Annotated in this window: 17 protein-coding genes; 10 read left to right on the plus strand and 7 right to left on the minus strand. The window is 59.8% G+C overall.

The annotated features are described in order from the left end of the window. Positions 1-175: 175 nt before the first annotated feature. Together AC07V4_RS02845 and aptA are read right to left on the minus strand one after the other, a co-directional pair. On the minus strand, positions 176-1,669 hold the full coding sequence (locus AC07V4_RS02845) for a CoA-acylating methylmalonate-semialdehyde dehydrogenase (protein WP_492637191.1): 1,494 nt from the start codon (positions 1,667-1,669) through the stop codon (positions 176-178). A 39-nt stretch (positions 1,670-1,708) separates the two neighbouring features. Next, positions 1,709-3,058: an omega-aminotransferase AptA gene (gene aptA / locus AC07V4_RS02850; protein WP_016977052.1), complete on the minus strand. Its 1,350-nt coding sequence runs from the start codon at positions 3,056-3,058 to the stop codon at positions 1,709-1,711. A 125-nt stretch (positions 3,059-3,183) separates the two neighbouring features. On the opposite strand from aptA, the gene AC07V4_RS02855 reads away from it, so the two are divergent. The 6 genes from AC07V4_RS02855 to AC07V4_RS02880 all read left to right on the plus strand — a co-directional run bounded on the left by AC07V4_RS02855 (position 3,184) and on the right by AC07V4_RS02880 (position 9,210). Further along, positions 3,184-4,104 carry a LysR family transcriptional regulator gene (locus AC07V4_RS02855; protein ID WP_431749779.1) on the plus strand — a complete coding sequence of 307 codons (921 nt, stop codon included), beginning with the start codon at positions 3,184-3,186 and terminating at the stop codon, positions 4,102-4,104. Positions 4,105-4,192: 88 nt separating this feature from the next. Further along, complete coding sequence (locus AC07V4_RS02860) at positions 4,193-5,587, plus strand: uracil-xanthine permease family protein (RefSeq protein ID WP_492637192.1); 1,395 nt, start codon at positions 4,193-4,195, stop codon at positions 5,585-5,587. 87 nt (positions 5,588-5,674) lie between these two features. Next, entirely contained in the window at positions 5,675-6,334 is a 660-nt protein-coding gene (locus AC07V4_RS02865) for a TetR/AcrR family transcriptional regulator (RefSeq protein WP_492637193.1), read from the plus strand. A 12-nt stretch (positions 6,335-6,346) separates the two neighbouring features. Further along, positions 6,347-6,928 (plus strand): IMPACT family protein, encoded by a 582-nt coding sequence (locus tag AC07V4_RS02870; protein ID WP_431749781.1) that lies wholly within the window; start codon positions 6,347-6,349, stop codon positions 6,926-6,928. Positions 6,929-6,976: 48 nt separating this feature from the next. Then, positions 6,977-7,663 (plus strand): SDR family oxidoreductase, encoded by a 687-nt coding sequence (locus AC07V4_RS02875; protein ID WP_492637194.1) that lies wholly within the window; start codon positions 6,977-6,979, stop codon positions 7,661-7,663. 188 nt (positions 7,664-7,851) lie between these two features. Then, a complete protein-coding gene (locus AC07V4_RS02880; protein ID WP_492637195.1) occupies positions 7,852-9,210 on the plus strand; it encodes an 8-oxoguanine deaminase in 1,359 nt (452 codons plus the stop codon). A gap of 92 nt (positions 9,211-9,302) precedes the next feature. Here the strand turns inward: AC07V4_RS02880 and AC07V4_RS02885 are convergent, their stop codons facing one another. Then, entirely contained in the window at positions 9,303-10,394 is a 1,092-nt protein-coding gene (locus AC07V4_RS02885; RefSeq protein WP_492637196.1) for a calcium:cation antiporter, read from the minus strand. Between the two features lie 195 nt (positions 10,395-10,589). On the opposite strand from AC07V4_RS02885, the gene AC07V4_RS02890 reads away from it, so the two are divergent. After that, positions 10,590-11,543: an adenosine deaminase gene (locus AC07V4_RS02890; RefSeq protein ID WP_043051475.1), complete on the plus strand. Its 954-nt coding sequence runs from the start codon at positions 10,590-10,592 to the stop codon at positions 11,541-11,543. A 128-nt stretch (positions 11,544-11,671) separates the two neighbouring features. Here the strand turns inward: AC07V4_RS02890 and AC07V4_RS02895 are convergent, their stop codons facing one another. The 3 genes from AC07V4_RS02895 to vimR form a co-directional block, all read right to left on the minus strand. Beyond that, positions 11,672-13,042 carry an MFS transporter gene (locus AC07V4_RS02895; protein ID WP_492637197.1) on the minus strand — a complete coding sequence of 457 codons (1,371 nt, stop codon included), beginning with the start codon at positions 13,040-13,042 and terminating at the stop codon, positions 11,672-11,674. A 105-nt stretch (positions 13,043-13,147) separates the two neighbouring features. Next, positions 13,148-13,843: an ArsR/SmtB family transcription factor gene (locus AC07V4_RS02900; RefSeq protein WP_492637198.1), complete on the minus strand. Its 696-nt coding sequence runs from the start codon at positions 13,841-13,843 to the stop codon at positions 13,148-13,150. Positions 13,844-13,976: 133 nt separating this feature from the next. Continuing rightward, positions 13,977-14,906, minus strand: a complete 930-nt coding sequence (vimR, locus tag AC07V4_RS02905; RefSeq protein ID WP_492637199.1) for a transcription regulator VimR — start codon at positions 14,904-14,906, stop codon at positions 13,977-13,979. Positions 14,907-15,024: 118 nt separating this feature from the next. Between vimR and AC07V4_RS02910 the strand changes: the two genes are divergently transcribed. The 3 genes from AC07V4_RS02910 (at position 15,025) to AC07V4_RS02920 (ending at position 16,676) form a co-directional block, all read left to right on the plus strand. Next, a complete protein-coding gene (locus tag AC07V4_RS02910; RefSeq protein WP_492637200.1) occupies positions 15,025-15,318 on the plus strand; it encodes a putative quinol monooxygenase in 294 nt (97 codons plus the stop codon). Between the two features lie 24 nt (positions 15,319-15,342). Beyond that, complete coding sequence (locus AC07V4_RS02915) at positions 15,343-16,356, plus strand: zinc-binding alcohol dehydrogenase family protein (protein WP_492637201.1); 1,014 nt, start codon at positions 15,343-15,345, stop codon at positions 16,354-16,356. A 146-nt stretch (positions 16,357-16,502) separates the two neighbouring features. Continuing rightward, positions 16,503-16,676 (plus strand): hypothetical protein, encoded by a 174-nt coding sequence (locus AC07V4_RS02920; protein WP_431752201.1) that lies wholly within the window; start codon positions 16,503-16,505, stop codon positions 16,674-16,676. 8 nt (positions 16,677-16,684) lie between these two features. On the opposite strand, the gene AC07V4_RS02925 is transcribed toward AC07V4_RS02920, so the two are convergent. Further along, on the minus strand, positions 16,685-17,878 hold the full coding sequence (locus AC07V4_RS02925) for a multidrug effflux MFS transporter (RefSeq protein WP_492637202.1): 1,194 nt from the start codon (positions 17,876-17,878) through the stop codon (positions 16,685-16,687). Positions 17,879-17,884: the final 6 nt, after the last annotated feature.

The raw sequence follows: 17,884 nt of genomic DNA on the forward strand, positions 1-17,884 counted from the left end.
ATCATAACTCATTGTTTAAAAAGGAGTTTTCCGTTTCGACTGCGCCGGAAGTGGGGCGAATTATAGGCCTCTAGAATTTGCCGTCAACCGCTTTTTTTCACATTTCTGTCATATCGGTCAAAAAAGCCCACTAAAACGCAAAAGCCGGCCCAAAGGGCCGGCTTTTCAGCTCGCCTTACAAACTAGGGAAGGCAAACTGGGATGCCTCATGGCTGGCCCGCTGCGGCCAACGCTGGGTAATCGCCTTGCGACGGGTATAGAAACGCACCCCATCCGGCCCATAGGCATGCAAATCGCCGAACAGAGAACGCTTCCAGCCACCAAAGCTGTGATAGGCCACCGGCACCGGCAGTGGAACGTTCACACCAACCATGCCCACTTCAATCTCATCACAGAACAGACGTGCCGCTTCCCCATCACGAGTGAAAATGCAGGTGCCATTTCCGTATTCATGATCGTTGATCAACTGCATGGCTGCTTCCAGACTGTTCACCCTGACCACACACAGCACCGGCCCAAAGATCTCTTCTTTATAGATGCGCATCTCAGGGGTGACACGATCAAACAGGCTGCCGCCCAGGAAGAAGCCTTCCTCATGCCCGGCAATACTCAAGCCACGGCCATCAACCACCAGCTCGGCACCCGCCGCCACACCATCTTCTATATAGCCACTGACCTTATCCCGCGCCTGGCCTGTCACCAGCGGCCCCATATCCAGGCCGCAAGAGGTCCCCGCGCCAATCTTCAACGCCTTGACCTGTGGCACCAGCTTGGCGATCAATGCATCCGCCACTTGGTCCCCCACACACACGGCCACCGAGATCGCCATGCAACGTTCACCACACGAACCGTACGCAGCGCCCATCAGAGCACTGACCGCATTGTCCAGGTCCGCATCCGGCATGAGCACAGCGTGGTTCTTCGCCCCACCCAACGCTTGTACGCGCTTGCCGCGTTTGGTCGCCTCGGAATAGATGTACTCGGCAATCGGTGTCGAGCCTACAAAACTCAGAGCTTTTACTTCAGGTGCTTCGATCAGCGCATCCACTGCGCCCTTGTCCCCGTGCACCACACTCAGTACGCCCTTCGGCAGACCAGCCTCCTGCAGCAATTGCGCAATCAGCAACGTCGAGCTTGGATCACGCTCCGACGGTTTCAGGATGAAACAGTTACCACAGACAATCGCCAGCGGGTACATCCACAACGGCACCATCGCTGGGAAGTTGAACGGCGTAATACCCGCCACCACGCCCAACGGCTGGAAGTCCGACCACGCATCAATGTTCGGTCCTACGTTACGGCTGTATTCGCCCTTCAGAATTTCTGGCGCTGAGCACGCGTACTCGACGTTCTCGATCCCACGCTTCAGCTCACCCGCTGCATCTTCCAGGGTCTTGCCGTGCTCTTCGCTGATCAGCTGCGAGATGCGTGCTTCGTTCTGCTCCAGCAATTGCTTGAAACGGAACATCACCTGCGCACGCTTGGCCGCTGGTGTGTTGCGCCAGGCCGGGAAAGCGGCCTTGGCCGAATCGATCGCCTGTTGAATAGTTTCACGACTGGCCAGCGGCACCTGGTGGATGACTTGACCGGTCGACGGGTTATACACATCGGCGCTACGGCCGGTGTCGTTGACCAACTCACCATTGATCAAATGCTGGATAAGGCTCATGCAGGGCTCCTGAAAAATTGTTCTATATAGAAGGAGAAATCAGTCGATCTTGTTCAGCACTTCACCGACCGCATCGAACAAACGATCCAGGTCCTGCGGCTTACTGTTGAAGGTTGGCCCGAACTGCAGCGTGTCACCGCCAAAACGCACATAGAAACCGGCTTTCCACAAGGCCATGCCGGCCTCGAATGGGCGCACGATGGCATCACCGTCGCGCGGTGCAATCTGGATCGCACCGGCCAGGCCGTAGTTGCGGATGTCGATCACGTTCTTGCTGCCTTTCAAACCGTGCAACGCATTCTCAAAGTGTGGAGCGACTTCGGCCACGCTCTGCACCAGGTTTTCCTTCTGCAGCAGGTCCAATGCCGCCAGACCAGCCGCGCAGGCCACCGGGTGCGCCGAATAGGTGTAGCCGTGGGGGAATTCCACCGCGTACTCAGGCGTCGCCTGGTTCATGAAGGTTTGGTAGATCTCGCTGCTGGCAATCACTGCGCCCATCGGGATCGCGCCGTTGGTGACTTGCTTGGCAATGCACATCAGGTCCGGGGTCACGCCAAAGCTATCGGCACCAAACATCGAGCCGGTACGGCCGAAACCAGTGATCACTTCGTCGAACACCAACAAGATATTGTGCTGGTCACAGATTTCGCGCAGGCGCTTGAGGTAACCCTGTGGCGGCACCAGCACACCCGCCGAGCCGGCCATTGGCTCTACGAACACAGCCGCAATGTTCGACGCATCGTGCAATTCGATCAGCTTGAGCAGCTCATCAGCCAGCGCGATACCGCCCTGTTCCGGCATACCACGGGAGAAGGCATTGCTCGCCAACAAGGTGTGCGGCAGATGATCAACGTCCATCATCGCCTGACCAAAAATCTTACGGTTGCCGTTGACGCCACCCAGGCTGGTACCGGCGATATTCACACCGTGATAACCACGGGCGCGGCCGATCATCTTGGTCTTGGTGGCCTGCCCCTTCAAACGCCAGTAGGCACGCACCATCTTCACCGCCGTATCGGCGCACTCGGAACCAGAGTCGGTGAAGAACACATGATTCAGGTTGCCAGGGGTCAGGTCGGTGATCTTTTCCGCGAGTTGGAAGGACAAAGGATGACCGTATTGGAAACCTGGGGAGTAGTCCAAAGTGCCCAGTTGCTTGGCGACCGCCTCCTGAATTTCCTTACGTGTGTGCCCGGCGCCACAGGTCCACAAGCCTGACAACGAGTCATACACCTTGCGGCCCTTGTCATCGGTCAACCAGCTGCCTTCGGCGGCCACAATCAGGCGCGGGTCCCGTTGGAAGTTACGGTTGGCGGTGTAGGGCATCCAGTGAGCATCCAACTTCAGTTGGCTGGCCAGGGAAGAAGGGGCGTTTTCGGGCATGTTCATCAGCAAAACCTCGCAGGGCAAAAGGCAGCGTCGGGATTGAAAAGCGTTGTTGCAGCTAAGTTGCCACGGCGATAAAGTCGGTGAAATTCAACTCTTCTAACCTTCAGTCAGGCCACCACTAAACTATGAGCAGCCGCAGACCCGATCCCCTGGCCCAAGTCAGCGACTTCGATATTCGCCTGCTGCGCATCTTTCGTAGCGTGGTGGAATGCGGCGGCTTTTCAGCGGCAGAAACGGTGCTCGGGATCGGGCGTTCGGCCATCAGCCAGCAAATGAGCGACCTGGAGCAACGCCTTGGCCTAAGGCTATGCCAGCGCGGCCGTGCAGGTTTTTCCTTGACGGAAGAAGGCCGTGAGGTCTACCAGTCGGCCTTGCAACTATTAAGTGCCTTGGAAAGTTTCCGCACCGAGGTCAACGGCCTGCACCAGCACTTGCGCGGCGAACTGATCATCGGCCTCACCGACAACCTTGTCACCCTGCCCCACATGCGTATCACCCATGCCCTGGCACAGTTGAAGGAACGCGGCCCAGACGTACAGATCCAGATCCGCATGATCGCGCCCAATGAGGTGGAACAAGGCGTGCTCGACGGCCGCTTGCATGTCGGCGTGGTGCCCCAGGCCAGCGCCCTGTCAGGCCTGGAATACCAACCGCTGTACAGCGAACGTTCGCTGCTTTATTGCGCGGTCGGCCACCCATTGTTTTATGCCGACGACAAGCAACTGGACGACGCCCGCATCGACAGCCAGGATGCCATCGCCCCCACCTTCCGCCTGCCCGCCGAGATCCAGGCCCATTACCAGGCGCTCAACTGCACCGCCAGCGCATCGGACCGCGAAGGCATGGCCTTCCTGATCCTCACCGGCCGCTATATCGGTTACCTGCCCGACCACTACGCCAGCCTCTGGGTGCAACAAGGCCGACTACGCGCGCTGAAACCGGCCACACGTTTCTACGATTTGAGCCTGGCATCGGTCACGCGCAAGGGCCGTCGCCCTCATTTGGTGCTGGAAAGCTTTCTGGAAAGTCTGGCCGCAACGCGCTAACTCAGGGCTCTCACAAAAAGCTGAGCAACTGGACAGCTTTTTGCAAGAGGCCAAGGACCTTGAACCGTCCGCCTTGAGTTTGCCCAACATGCCACCAGAATCTCCCAGCTCCAGCGACCTGATCTACGGCCTCAATGACCGGCCTAAACCTATCCCCGCCACGGTGGCCGCGCTGCAACATGTACTGGCTGCCTTCGTCGGCATCATCACGCCACCGTTGATCATCGGTTCCACGCTGGGCCTCACCGCCCACTTGCCCTACCTGATCAGCATGGCGCTGATGGTGTCTGGCGTAGGCACCTTCATCCAGGCACGTAGACCGTTTGGCATCGGTGCCGGAATGATCTGCCTGCAAGGCACCAGCTTTGCTTTCCTCGGCGCCGTGTTATCAGCGGGGTTCCTGGTGAAACAACGCGGCGGCAGCCCGGAAGACATCATGGCGATGATCTTCGGCGTGTGTTTTTTCGGCGCAGCGGTGCAGATTGTGTTGAGCCGTTTTATCGGCCAATTACGCCGGGTGATCACGCCGCTGGTGACCGGGATTGTCATCACCCTGATTGGCATCAGCTTGATCAAAGTGGGCATCACCGACCTGGGGGGCGGTTTCAACGCGCCTGACTTTGGTGCTCCCACCAATCTGGGCCTGGGCCTGTTCGTGGTACTGACGATCATCCTGCTCAACCGCTCGAACACACCCTGGGTGCGGCTCTCGGCCATCATCATCGGCCTAGTGGTCGGCAGCGTAGCAGCGTGGTTCAGTGGAAAACTGGTGCCCCAAGCCCTGCCCGACTTGCCCTTGATCAGCCTGCCCAGCCCATTTCGCTTTGGTTTCAATTTCGACTGGAGCGCTTTCCTACCGATCGCGCTGATTTACCTGATCAGCAGCATCGAAACCGTCGGCGACCTCACCGCCAACTGCATGATTGCCCGCCAACCTATCAGCGGCCCTTCTTATATAAGCCGACTCAAGGGCGGTGTATTGGGCGATGGTGTCAGTTGCATGATCGCCGCCACTTTCAGCGCCTTCCCCAACACCACCTTCGCGCAGAACAACGGCGTGATCCAGCTCACCGGCGTGGCCAGTCGTTACGTGGGTTTATACATAGGCCTGATACTGTTCTGTCTCGGCTTGTTTCCACTGATTGGCGCGGTATTGCAGCAAATCCCCAAACCGGTATTGGGCGGCGCGACCCTAGTGATGTTCGGCAGTGTGGCCGCCGCCGGTGTGCGCATCCTCGCCCAGGCGCCGCTGGACCGGCGCAGCATGCTGATCATCGCCACCTCGCTCGGTGTGGGCCTGGGCATCGCCGCCCAACCGAACCTGCTGCATTTGATGCCGCCCCTGGTGCAGAACCTGTTCGACTCCGCCATCACCAGCGGCGGCCTGACCGCCATCCTGCTGTGCCTGTTATTGCCCGAAGCCAAAGCGCCCGTCATTGCCGCAAACCACACGCCGGAAAGCGACACGTTGGAACCGCTTTGAGGGTTTTATTGCATCAGGACTTGTCTGAGCCTTGAGGGTGGGTTATCTGTGCACACGTCGTCTTTATCGATCAGCACGGAAACCTCCATGAGCCTCGAAGTTCCTGCCCACGGCCACCACGCCGGTAAGCCCGCCAGCCGCATTCGGCAAAAGAACGAACAAGCGATTCTCCAGGCGGCTGAAGATGAGTTCGCGCGCCACGGCTACAAAGGCACCAGCATGAACACCATTGCGTCGAGTGCCGGGCTGCCCAAGGCCAACCTGCATTACTACTTCACCAACAAACTGGGCCTGTATATCGCAGTGCTCAGCAATATCCTCGAATTGTGGGACAGCACCTTCAACGCGCTGACCGCCGATGACGACCCGGCCGTCGCGCTCACCCGCTACATCCGTACCAAGATGGAGTTTTCCCGGCGTCACCCACAAGCCTCGCGGATCTTCGCCATGGAGATCATCAGCGGCGGCGAATGCCTTACCGAATATTTCAGCCAGGACTACCGTGCCTGGTTCAGCGGCCGGGCGGCGGTGTTCCAGGCCTGGATCGAAGCGGGCAAGATGGACCCCATCGACCCCGTGCACCTGATCTTCCTACTGTGGGGCAGCACCCAGCACTACGCCGACTTCGCGACCCAAATCTGCCGCGTCACCGGGCGCACCAAGCTGACCAAGCAGGACATGGAAGACGCCGGCACCAACCTGATCCACATCATTCTCAAAGGCTGTGGCGTCAAGCCAGCCCCATAAACGAAGCGACTTATGCCTTTCACGCTCACCGGCTTTTGCGAATTTCGTGAAGAAATCCGCAAAAGCCGCTTTATCACACTGGCCGCGCCAATCACCAGCCCGCAGGACGCCCAGGCTTTTTTCGAACAGCACAGCGACCTCAATGCCACACACAATTGCTGGGCCTGGAAGCTGGCTGACCAATACCGCAGCAGTGATGATGGCGAACCCGGCGGTACGGCCGGACGACCGATTCTTGCCGCTATCGAAGCCCAAGGCTTTGATCAAGTCGCCGTGTTGGTGATTCGTTGGTATGGCGGCATCCAACTGGGGACTGGCGGTCTGGCCCGGGCCTACGGCGGCGGCGCAAACAAATGCCTGCAGAATGCCGAGCGCATCGAACTGATCAGTCGCGTGCCCCTGAGCTGTGCCTGCACATTCTCAGAGTTGAACCTGGTGAAATTGCGCGTCGCCGAACTCGGCGGTCTGGTGGTAGAAGAAACCTTCACCGCCAACGGTGTGGAACTGCAACTGGCATTGGGTGAGGCTCACATCGACACCCTGCAAACCCAACTGGCCGACCTCAGTCGTGGGCGTATCCTGCTGGAACGCTGAACCTGCTATGGTTGCTCGCTGCCCCTCCTACTCCAAAGGAAGCCCTTCATGTCTACGCCAAAAACCGCATTGATCATCGGCGCCTCGCGCGGACTGGGCCTTGGCCTGGTCAAGCAATTGCTCCAGGACGGCTGGGATGTGACCGCCACCGTGCGTGATCCGAGCAAGGCCGACGCCCTGAAAGCCGTGGGCCCGGTGCACATCGAGAAGCTGGACATGGACGATCAGCAAGCCGTGATCGCCCTGAGCCAACGTCTCAAGGACCGCACCTTCGACCTGCTGTTCGTCAATGCCGGCGTCAAAGGCCCGGCCAATCAGGAGCCTGGCCACGCCACCCTGGCGGAAGTCGGCCAATTGTTCTTCACCAACGCCGTCGCGCCGATCAACCTGGCCCAGCGCTTTGTCGGGCAGATCCGCAAAGACAGTGGCGTGCTGGCGTTCATGAGCTCGGTGCTGGGCAGCGTGACCATCCCCGACGGGTCGGACCTGGCGTTGTACAAAGCCAGCAAGGCTGCACTCAACTCCATGACCAACAGTTTCATTACCCAACTCGGCGACCATAAGCTCACCGTGCTGTCACTGCACCCGGGATGGGTGAAGACCGACATGGGCGGTGAAAATGCGCACATCGATGTCGACACCAGCGTGCGCGGCCTGGTGGATCAGGTGAACGCCTACACCGGCAAAGGCGGCCATCACTTCATCGACTACAAGGGCGATACCATCGCCTGGTAACTATCACAGATCGACATGTGGGAGGGGGCTTGCTCCCTCCCACATTGATAGCGTCCATTTCCCACGGCTAGACCAGACCTCTACTTACACGTAATCTAGCCCCCTCGCCTTCACCGGCGACCCTGGATCAGCAGACAGGGCAACACTGAGCTGGCAAACCTGAACCCATCATTCAGAGGAGCCGGCCAATGCCTGCGACCCGTATCTGGTTAAAAAACCCCCTCGCGATTTTCACCGCCAACGGCCTCGACGCCCGTGGCGGCCTGGTGCTGCAAGACGGTGTGATCAGCGAAGTGCTGGCCCAAGGGCAAGCCCCCACGCAGCCCTGCGCACAAGTGTTCGATGCTCGCGAGCATGTCGTTCTTCCCGGGTTGATCAACACCCACCACCACTTCTATCAAACCCTGACCCGCGCCTGGGCGCCGGTGGTCAACCAGCCGTTGTTCCCGTGGCTGAAAACCCTCTACCCGGTCTGGGCGCGCCTGACCCCGGAAAAACTCGCGCTGGCATCCAAAGTAGCCCTGGCCGAATTGCTGCTCTCAGGCTGTACCACGGCGGCCGATCACCACTACCTGTTCCCTGATGGACTGGAAAATGCCATCGATGTGCAAGTGCAAAGCGTGCGCGAACTGGGCATGCGCGCCATGCTCACCCGCGGCTCCATGAGCCTGGGCGAAGCCGACGGTGGCCTGCCGCCGCAACAGACCGTGCAACAAGGCCAGGTGATTCTCGACGACAGCCAACGGCTGATCCACGAATACCACCAACGTGGCGAGGGTGCACAGATCCAGATTGCCCTGGCGCCCTGCTCACCGTTTTCGGTCACCCCGGAAATCATGCAAGCCAGCGCCGAACTGGCCAACAAACTCGACGTGCGCCTGCACACGCACCTGGCGGAAACCCTCGACGAAGAAGACTTCTGCCTGCAACGGTTCGGCCTGCGCACCGTGGACTATCTCGACAGCGTCGGCTGGCTCGGTCCGCGTACCTGGCTGGCCCATGGCATTCACTTCAACCCGGATGAGATCGCGCGTCTCGGCGCTGCCGGCACCGGCATCTGCCACTGCCCAAGTTCGAATATGCGCCTGGCCTCCGGCATCTGCCCGACCCTGGACCTGCTCGCTGCCGGCGCACCCATTGGCCTCGGCGTGGATGGCTCCGCTTCCAACGACGCGTCAAACATGATCCTTGAAGCGCGCCAGGCCCTGTACATCCAACGCCTGCGTTATGGCGCGGAAAAAATCACCCCTGAAGGCGTGTTGGGCTGGGCCACCCAAGGTTCGGCGCAGTTGCTGGGGCGTACGGATATCGGTGAGTTGGCGGTAGGAAAGCAGGCCGACCTGGCGTTGTTCAAGCTTGATGAACTGCGGTTCTCCGGCAGCCACGATCCGATTTCGGCGCTGTTGTTGTGCGGCGCCGACCGTGCGGATCGAGTGATGGTGGCGGGTAAGTGGCGGGTCATCGACGGCCAGGTCGAGGGCCTGGACCTCAAGGGCCTGATCGCCGATCACACTCAAGCCGCGCGTCAGATGATCGCCGGAACCTAAGCCCTACCCCCATCAAAATGTGAAAGGAGATCTCTGTGGGAGCTGGCTTGCCAGCTCCCACATTGGGCCCAGTGATGATTTGAGAGATCGGGTTACAGGCCCAGCAGCGACAACATGATAAAGGTCGCAAACAGCACGAAATGGGTCATCCCCTCGATGGCGTTGGTTTCGCCATCGTTGAGGTTGATCGCACTGACAACCAGCGTGATCAACACCATCACCGTTTGCACCGGCGTCATCGCCATCTGGAACGGCTGGCCGGTGTAGAGCGCCATGGCCTCCATCACCGGTACGGTCAGGATCACCGTCGACAAGGACGCGCCCAACGCAATGTTCACCACCGACTGCATGCGGTTGGCCAACGCGGCGCGCAACGCGGTCAGAATCTCCGGTGCCGCCGAAATGGCCGCCACCACAATCGCGGTGATCACCGGTGGTGCGCCCGTGCCTTCAAGGCCCAGGTCGAGGGTCTTGGACATCACCTCGGCCAATGCGCCAATCACAATCACGCCAAACACCAGCGTACCGATGGAGAACGCCAGATTGATTGGCGGTTCCTGGTGTTCTTCCTGCTGTTGCTTGCGACGTTTTTCCGGATAGCTGTAGCTGAAGAAATAACTGTGTGGCCCCACCTGCATACGCAGGAACAAGGTGTAGAGCAGCACCATCGCCCCGATGGTGAACGCCGAGTAAATTTTCCAGTCAGCCTCGGGGATAAATTCCGGCACCACCATCGATACCCCCATGGCGGTGAGGATCATCACGCTGTAGCTACGTGCAGAATCGTCGTTGTAGGACTGTTCGCCATGTTTGATACCCCCCATCAGCGCGGCCAGGCCAAGGATGCCGTTGATATCGAGCATCACTGCCGAATAGATAGTGTCACGCACCAGTGTGGGCGACGGCTCATTGCTCATCATGATCGCCAGGATCACCACTTCCACCAGCACGGCGGCGAGGGTCAGGATCATGGTGCCATAGGGGTCGCCGACCTTTTCCGCGAGTTGCTCGGCGTGATGGGCCACGCGCATCGAAGCCACCACGATAAACGCGATCAGCACGACGCCACCAAGCAACGCTACCATCTGCCCACTGTTCAACATCCAGTGTTCCAGCGGGTAAGCGGCGACAGCGGCAATCAGCGCCAACAGCATGAATTTTTCTTGCTTGAGGGATGTGAGCATTCCGGGCCTTATCAAACAGCTAAACCAGTCATTGATGGGGTACAGACTACGGCACGTCGCTAACGTTTCGTTACACCTTAGTTCACACGGCCCTTGCGTGAATAAAAGTAAAACTCTCCTGCTGGTCAGGTTTTGCCGATTATTTCAGCCATGGCCTGTAGAATGCCGCCATTGCACCTGATGAGAATTTAGAAAATGTACGATTGGCTCAACGCCCTGCCCAAGGCTGAACTCCACTTGCACCTGGAAGGTTCGCTGGAGCCTGAGTTGCTGTTCGCCCTGGCCGAGCGCAACAAGATTGCGCTGCCGTGGAACGACGTCGAAACCCTGCGCAAGGCCTACGCCTTCAACAACCTGCAGGAATTCCTCGACCTGTATTACAAGGGCGCCGACGTGCTGCGCACTTCCCAGGATTTCTATGACCTGACCTGGGCCTACCTGCTGCGCTGCAAAGCACAGAATGTGATCCACACCGAACCCTTCTTCGACCCGCAGACCCACACCGACCGAGGTGTGCCGTTCGAAGTGGTGCTCAACGGCATCGCTGCGGCACTCAAAGATGGCGAGCAGCAACTGGGGATCACCAGCGGTTTGATCTTGAGCTTCCTGCGCCACCTGAGCGAAGCCGAAGCCGAGAAAACCCTCGACCAGGCGCTGCCGTTCCGTGACGCGTTCGTGGCCGTGGGCCTGGACAGCTCGGAAATGGGCCATCCGCCGAGCAAGTTCCAGCGCGTGTTCGACCGTGCCCGCCACGAGGGTTTTCTCACCGTGGCCCACGCCGGCGAAGAAGGCCCGCCCGAGTACATCTGGGAAGCCATCGACCTGCTGAAAATCCAGCGTATCGACCACGGCGTACGCGCCATCGAAGACGAGCGCCTGATGCAGCGCATCATCGACGAGCAGATCCCGCTGACCGTGTGCCCACTGTCCAACACCAAGCTGTGCGTGTTCGACGACATGGCCCAGCACAACATCCTCGACATGCTCGAGCGTGGCGTGAAGGTGACGGTGAACTCGGATGACCCGGCGTACTTCGGCGGTTACGTCACCGAGAACTTCCACGCGCTGTACACCTCGCTGGGCATGACCCAGGACCAGGCCAAACGCCTGGCGCAGAACAGCCTGGATGCGCGACTGGTAAAGCCGTAACTGAATAAATACAGTTAAAAATGTGGGAGGGGGCTTGCCCCCGATGGCAGTGGATCAGTCAATAATTGTTAGACTGACACTCTGCTATCGGGGGCAAGCCCCCTCCCACATTAGCCCTATATTGTCCTTTAGATTTCAGTCAGCTCTTCCAGGGTCTTGCCCTTCGTCTCCATCCCAAACACCCACACCACCAGCGCCGCCACCGCAAAGCACAGCGCGCCCAAGGCAAACACCCCGCCTTGCCCGGTTATCGGGAACACCAACCCCGTCACCAACGGCCCCAGCAACGAGCCGACCCGGCCAATCGCCGAGGCAAACCCCGAGCCCGTCGCCCGTGCGGACGTGGGATACAACTCCGGCGTGTAGGTGTACAGCACCGCCCACATGCCAAACAGAAAGAACTGCATCAACAAACCTGAAGTGATCAGCAAACCGACATTGCCGCCAAACACCGCACTCTGCCCATACAGAAAGGCCATCACCCCGCCGCCGAGCAAGGTCACCACGCAGACCGGTTTACGTCCCCAGCGCTCCACCAGCCAGGCCGCCATCAGAAAGCCAGGAATCCCCCCCAAGGAAATGATCACTGTGTAATACACCGACTGGGTGACGGCAAAACCCGACTGCTGCAACAACGCACTCAACCAGGAAGTCAGGCCGTAGAAACCCAGCAAGGCAAAGAACCACACACTCCAGATCATCATCGTGCGCTGGCGATACTGCGCCGACCACAACTGCTGGAACGCCGAGAAGAATGTCCCGGGCGTGCTCTCTACCCGTGGCAGGCGGATCGGCTCCGGCAAATCGGCGCGTCCCAGCGAGTCACGCACTTTCTGCTCGATGCCCTGCAACACTTTGTCAGCCGCTGCATGCCTTCCTGCCTGCTCCAGCCACCGCGGCGACTCCGGGATAAAAAAACGAATCGCCAGTACAAACACCGCCGGCACCGCCAACACCAGGAAAATGTCACGCCAGCCAATCACCGGCAGCAGGAAGTAAGACAGCACACCCGCCGCCACAAACCCCAACGGCCAGAAACCATCCATCAAGGCGATATACCGCCCACGCCCCTTGGCCGGGATCAGCTCCGAGAGCATCGACTGCGCAATCGGAAACTCCATGCCCATGCCGATCCCCAGCAAGATACGAAACAACGTCAACGTCTCCAGGGTCTGCGCCGTGGAACACAGGTAGCTGGCGATGCCCCATAAAACGATGCTCCACTGGAACACCGGCTTACGGCCAAAGCGATCCGCCAGCATCCCCGACAACGAAGCACCGACCACCATGCCGAAAAAGCTCGAGCTGGCCAGCAACCCAGCCTGGGCGGTGCTCAGGCCGAACTCGGTTTTGATGGATCCTAAAAGGAAGGTCATCATCGCCAAGTCCATGGAGTCGAAGAAAAACGCCAGGGCGATGATGATAAAAATGATTCGGTGATAGCCGCTGATGGGCAACCGTTCCAGCCGTTCCGCTGCGCTATAGCCCTGCAAACCCATGCCGCACCCCCTGTGTAAAAATCCCCTCGGCGAGTGTGCGGCATCGTTTCCCCTGGCTATTGCTGGATACGACCTGATTGAAACTCTGAACGACGCCAGTCGGCGTCAGGATCGTTCGGGCGCCGCTATAAGCATGATTTGCGCAAACCCGACGTCATTCACCAACAAGGCCCTGGATTCATTGATCACACTGATCCAGTTCGCCTGCAGGAACAACTGCATCAACCCTGCACCCAATGCGCCTCCAAGGTGGGGCTGTTGCTGGCTCCAATCAAAACAATCGCAGGCCAATGGCGACGTCAGCGCCTGGGTAAAAATACCCAGGGCCGCCAAGCGCTGTGCTCCCTTGACCGTGACCTCGGAGCGTTGCTCATGGCGCTCGATCCATCCTGCGGTCAACATGCGTTGATACAACCCGGCCCCCAGTTCCCCACCGAGGTGTCCATGGCACAACCGGGCGCGACGCAACAACGGCGGTGCTACCAATATCGGTGGCAAAGCACCCGGCGTACTCCGTGCCGCGCTGGCCATGGTGGTATTGGCAAGTGCGTCGATGGCTGCACAGACGTCCGCAGCCGCAACCCTGAACAGTCGCTTGCCACGTTGAGCCTCGGAGCGTAGCAGGCCGCCCCCAGTCAGCCGCGCCAAATGGGCGTTGGCCGATGCGGACGACAGCCCGGTGAGTGTGGCCAACTCTTCTGAAGACTTCGCAGAGCCGTCCATCAAGGCCCACAACATGGCGGTGCGTTTGGGCTCGGCGAGCAAGCCGGCGATCTGACTGATGCAAGGTGCTTCTTCCACGTATTCACTCCCTGTTGAATCATTTGTCTGCTGCGGTGGCGCCAAAGTATAGGTGCGCACAACGTCGGTTCCGCCGGGTCTGACCATGCGGCTAGGGACAAAATCTGAGTGAAACGTCCTGCTGTTGCGAAGGCTATTGCCCAGTGATCACTCGCTCCGGCCATTGCGCGGTCAATGTCGCACAGCGGGACACCAGCATTTCCCGCAGCAAGTTGATCGGTTTGCTCAACTGCGCACGGTGGGCGCACAGCAGATTGAGCGGTGTGCGCTCCCCGCGCAGCTCAGGCAGGATCACACGCAAGCGCCCGGCCAACACATCCGTGCTCACGTCCAACCAGGACTTGTAGGCAATACCGACACCCGCTACGGCCCAGCGACGTACTACGTCAGCGTCATCACTGAAACGATCACCGCTCACCGTCAGGCTCACTTCACGCCGGCCATCGTGGAAGCTCCAACGGTCATGGACTCGGCTGCCGAGCATATAAAGCAAGCAATTATGCTGGGCCAGTTGCTCCAGGTGCCGAGGCTCGCCATGCCGGGCAAGGTAACTGGGCGCGGCGCACAGCACCCGGACATTGTCCGGGGCGATGGGCAGCGCAATCAGGCTGGAGTCCTCGGGCTCGCCATAGCGCAAGGCGATATCGACCGGCTGGCGAAACAGGTCGGCAATACGGTCTCCCAGCAGTAGGCGCACGGTCAGTTGCGGGTATTCACGTTGAAACTCATCCAGCCACGGCAATAGCTGATTACGCCCGAAATCCGAAGGCGCCGACAGTTGCAGCACGCCACTGACATGGTCCTGGCCGCTGGCCAATAAGCGCCGCCCCTCGTCCAGCGAGCTTAACGCGGCACGGGCGTATTCCAGGAATCCGTCACCTTCGGCGGTTAAACGCAGGCTGCGTGTGGAGCGCGCCAACAAGCGCGTGCCCAGTTGCTGTTCGATGCGTTTGAGCGCGGCGCTGGCCACCGCCGGCGACAGGTCCATGACCCTGGCGGCGGCCGACAAACTGCCCAGGTCCGCCGCCCGCACAAACAACTGCAAATCATCAAAACGCAGCATGCATTTACGCTCATTATCAAAATTTTATTGAAACAGCCTGCTGTTTTAGCCGCTTTTTTCTTCCCGGGAAATAGCCAATCATCTGTCCATCCCGTTCATCACGTGCCAGGAGTTGAATATGTCCACCGCCTTTAACGTCATCGCCACGCTGATCGCCAAACCCGGCCAACAGACCACCCTGGAACCCCTGTTGCGCGGCCTGCTGGAACCGACCCGCCTCGAAGCCGGTTGCGAACAGTACGACCTGCACCAGGACCTGCAACACCCAGAGACGTTCTACATGCTCGAACGCTGGAGCAACGATGCGGCACTGGCCGCCCACGACCAGAGCGCACATATCCAGGCCTTCCGCGCCAAAGCCGCTGATGTCCTCGAACATTTCGAACTCAAGCGCCTGAAATTTCTCGCCTGATTACCGCCCTTTTCCGGAGCCCCCATGAAAGCCATTGCCTACTACGCCTCACTGCCCATCAACGACCCAAAATCCCTGCAAGACATCGAACTGCCGGAGCCCGTCGCCGGCCCACGCGACCTGCTGGTCGAAGTCAAAGCCATCTCGGTCAACCCGGTGGACACCAAGGTGCGCCAGAACGTCACCCCGGAAAATGGCGCCGCCAAGGTGCTGGGCTGGGACGTGGCCGGCGTGGTCAAGGCCGTCGGTAGCGACGTGACGTTGTTCAAGGCCGGCGACAAGGTGTTCTACGCCGGCTCCCTGGTGCGCCCCGGCGGCAATAGCGAACTGCACACGGTGGATGAGCGCATCGTCGGCCATATGCCCAAGAGCCTGGGCTTCGCAGAGGCCGCCGCGCTGCCGCTGACCGCCATCACCGCGTGGGAACTGTTGTTCGAACGCCTACAGGTCCGGGAAGGCAAGGAAGATGAAGGCCAAAGCCTGCTGATCGTCGGCGCGGCCGGTGGCGTGGGTTCAATCCTGACCCAACTGGCCAGCCAACTTACCGCGCTGAACGTCATCGGCACCGCCTCCCGCCCGGAAACCCAAACGTGGGCCAAGGCCCTGGGTGCGGACCTGGTGATCGACCACAGCCAGCCGTTGAGCGAAGCCCTGAAAGCCGCCGGCCATCCGCAGGTGACCCACGTGGCCAGCCTGACCCAGACCGACCATCATCTGGACCAATTGGTCGAGGCCCTGCAACCTCAAGGCAAGCTGGCGCTGATCGACGACCCCAAGGTGCTGGACGTGAGCAAGCTCAAGCGCAAGAGTCTGTCGCTGCATTGGGAGTTCATGTACACCCGTTCGATGTTCGAGACACCCGACATGATCGAGCAGCACAACCTGCTGAATCGCGTCGCTCAGTTGATCGACGCTGGCACCTTGAAAACCACGGTGGGCGAGCACTTCGGTGTGATCAACGCAGCCAATCTGCGGCGCGCTCACGCCCTACTGGAAAGCGGCAAGGCCAAGGGCAAGATCGTGTTGGAAGGGTTCTGAAAGAAAGGCTGTAGGGGTTGTCCATTATTCATGTGAGTAATGGGCAACACCATTAGTCTGAGAGTTGATCCTTGTCATATTTATGCGCGTATTCGGGTTTATATTGGCCGCCTTTGCCACGATTCTTTTACGTGAGGAAGTCAGCAATGAAGATCCTGATAAAAGCGTTAGCAAAATCCCAATGGGAAGTCCGCCTGGACCAAAAAGCCATTACCTTCCGCAGTGAGGCCGAAGCCCGAGCTTTTGCCGACACCCTGAAAGCCCGAATCCAGGCGCCCCACCACATTCCCCTCAGCCAGCAGCGCTACGCCGCTGGCTGATCCGCACGTCAGACCTGCGCCTGTGCGGCCCTGGCCCGTTGCAGGCGTTGGGTCGACACTGCCACCGTCACCGCCAAGACACCGCACAAGCTGATGACCATCGCCATCGGCATGGCGGTGCCGTCATGCAACACGCCCACCAACGAAGCGGCCCCTGCCGCCACGCCAAACTGAATGCAGCCGAGCAACGCCGACGCGCTGCCGGCCCGCGCCCCTTGCCCGGCCATGGCACAGGCCGAGGTGTTGGGCAAAATGCAGCCTAAGCTTGCGATGCAAATAAACAACGGCACCAGCAATGGCCACAATGCTTCGGTGCGCAAAGCGGTGATACCCAGCAAGGTTATCGCCGCCAGCACGTAGACCCACACCGTGCGCGACAACAGAAACGCCGGGCCGCGCTTGGACAGCAACCGTGCATTGAGTTGTGCCACCAGAATGAAGCCCGCGGCATTGGAGCCGAACAGCCAGCCGTAATGCTCCGGGGCCACGCCATAGAGCTTGATGAACACGAACGGTGAGCCGGCGATGTAGGCAAACATTCCAGCAATCGAGATACCACCGGTGAGGGCGTAGCCGAGGTAAACCCGGTCCGACAGCAACGCGCCATAGCGGCGCAGTGACCCGGACAGCGGTTGGCGCGGCTTGTCGGCCGGAAAGGTCTCCGGCAAGCCAAGGGCGACGGCAATCGCGGCCATTACGCTAAACACCGACAGCGCCAGGAAGATCGACTGCCAGCCCCACAACCCCACCATCACCCCGCCTGCCAATGGTGCCAGGATCGGCGCCAGGCCAGTCACCAGCATCAGTTGCGAATACACCTTGGCAGAGCCCACGGCATCGCATTTGTCGCTGACCACCGCCCGGGAAATCACCATGCCGGCGCAACCGCCGAGCGCCTGCACGAAGCGCGCCCCGATCAACCATTCGAGGGAAGGCGCATAGGCGCATGCAAACGAGGCCAGGGTGAACAGCGTCACACCGCTGAGCAACGGACCGCGACGACCAAAACGGTCCGCCAGCGGGCCGTAGATCAACTGGCCGATGGCCAGGCCGCCGAAATACACCGCCAGAGTCAACTGGATATGCTTCTCGTCAGTCGCGAAAGCGGTGGCCATCGCCGGAAAGCCAGGCAGGTAGAAATCGATCGCCAACGGCGCGAAGGCGCTCAAGGCGCCCAGGATCAGGATTATGCGGAGGTTCATCAGACA

It is taken from the genome of Pseudomonas sp. GW821-FHT03A09, from assembly GCF_059421065.1.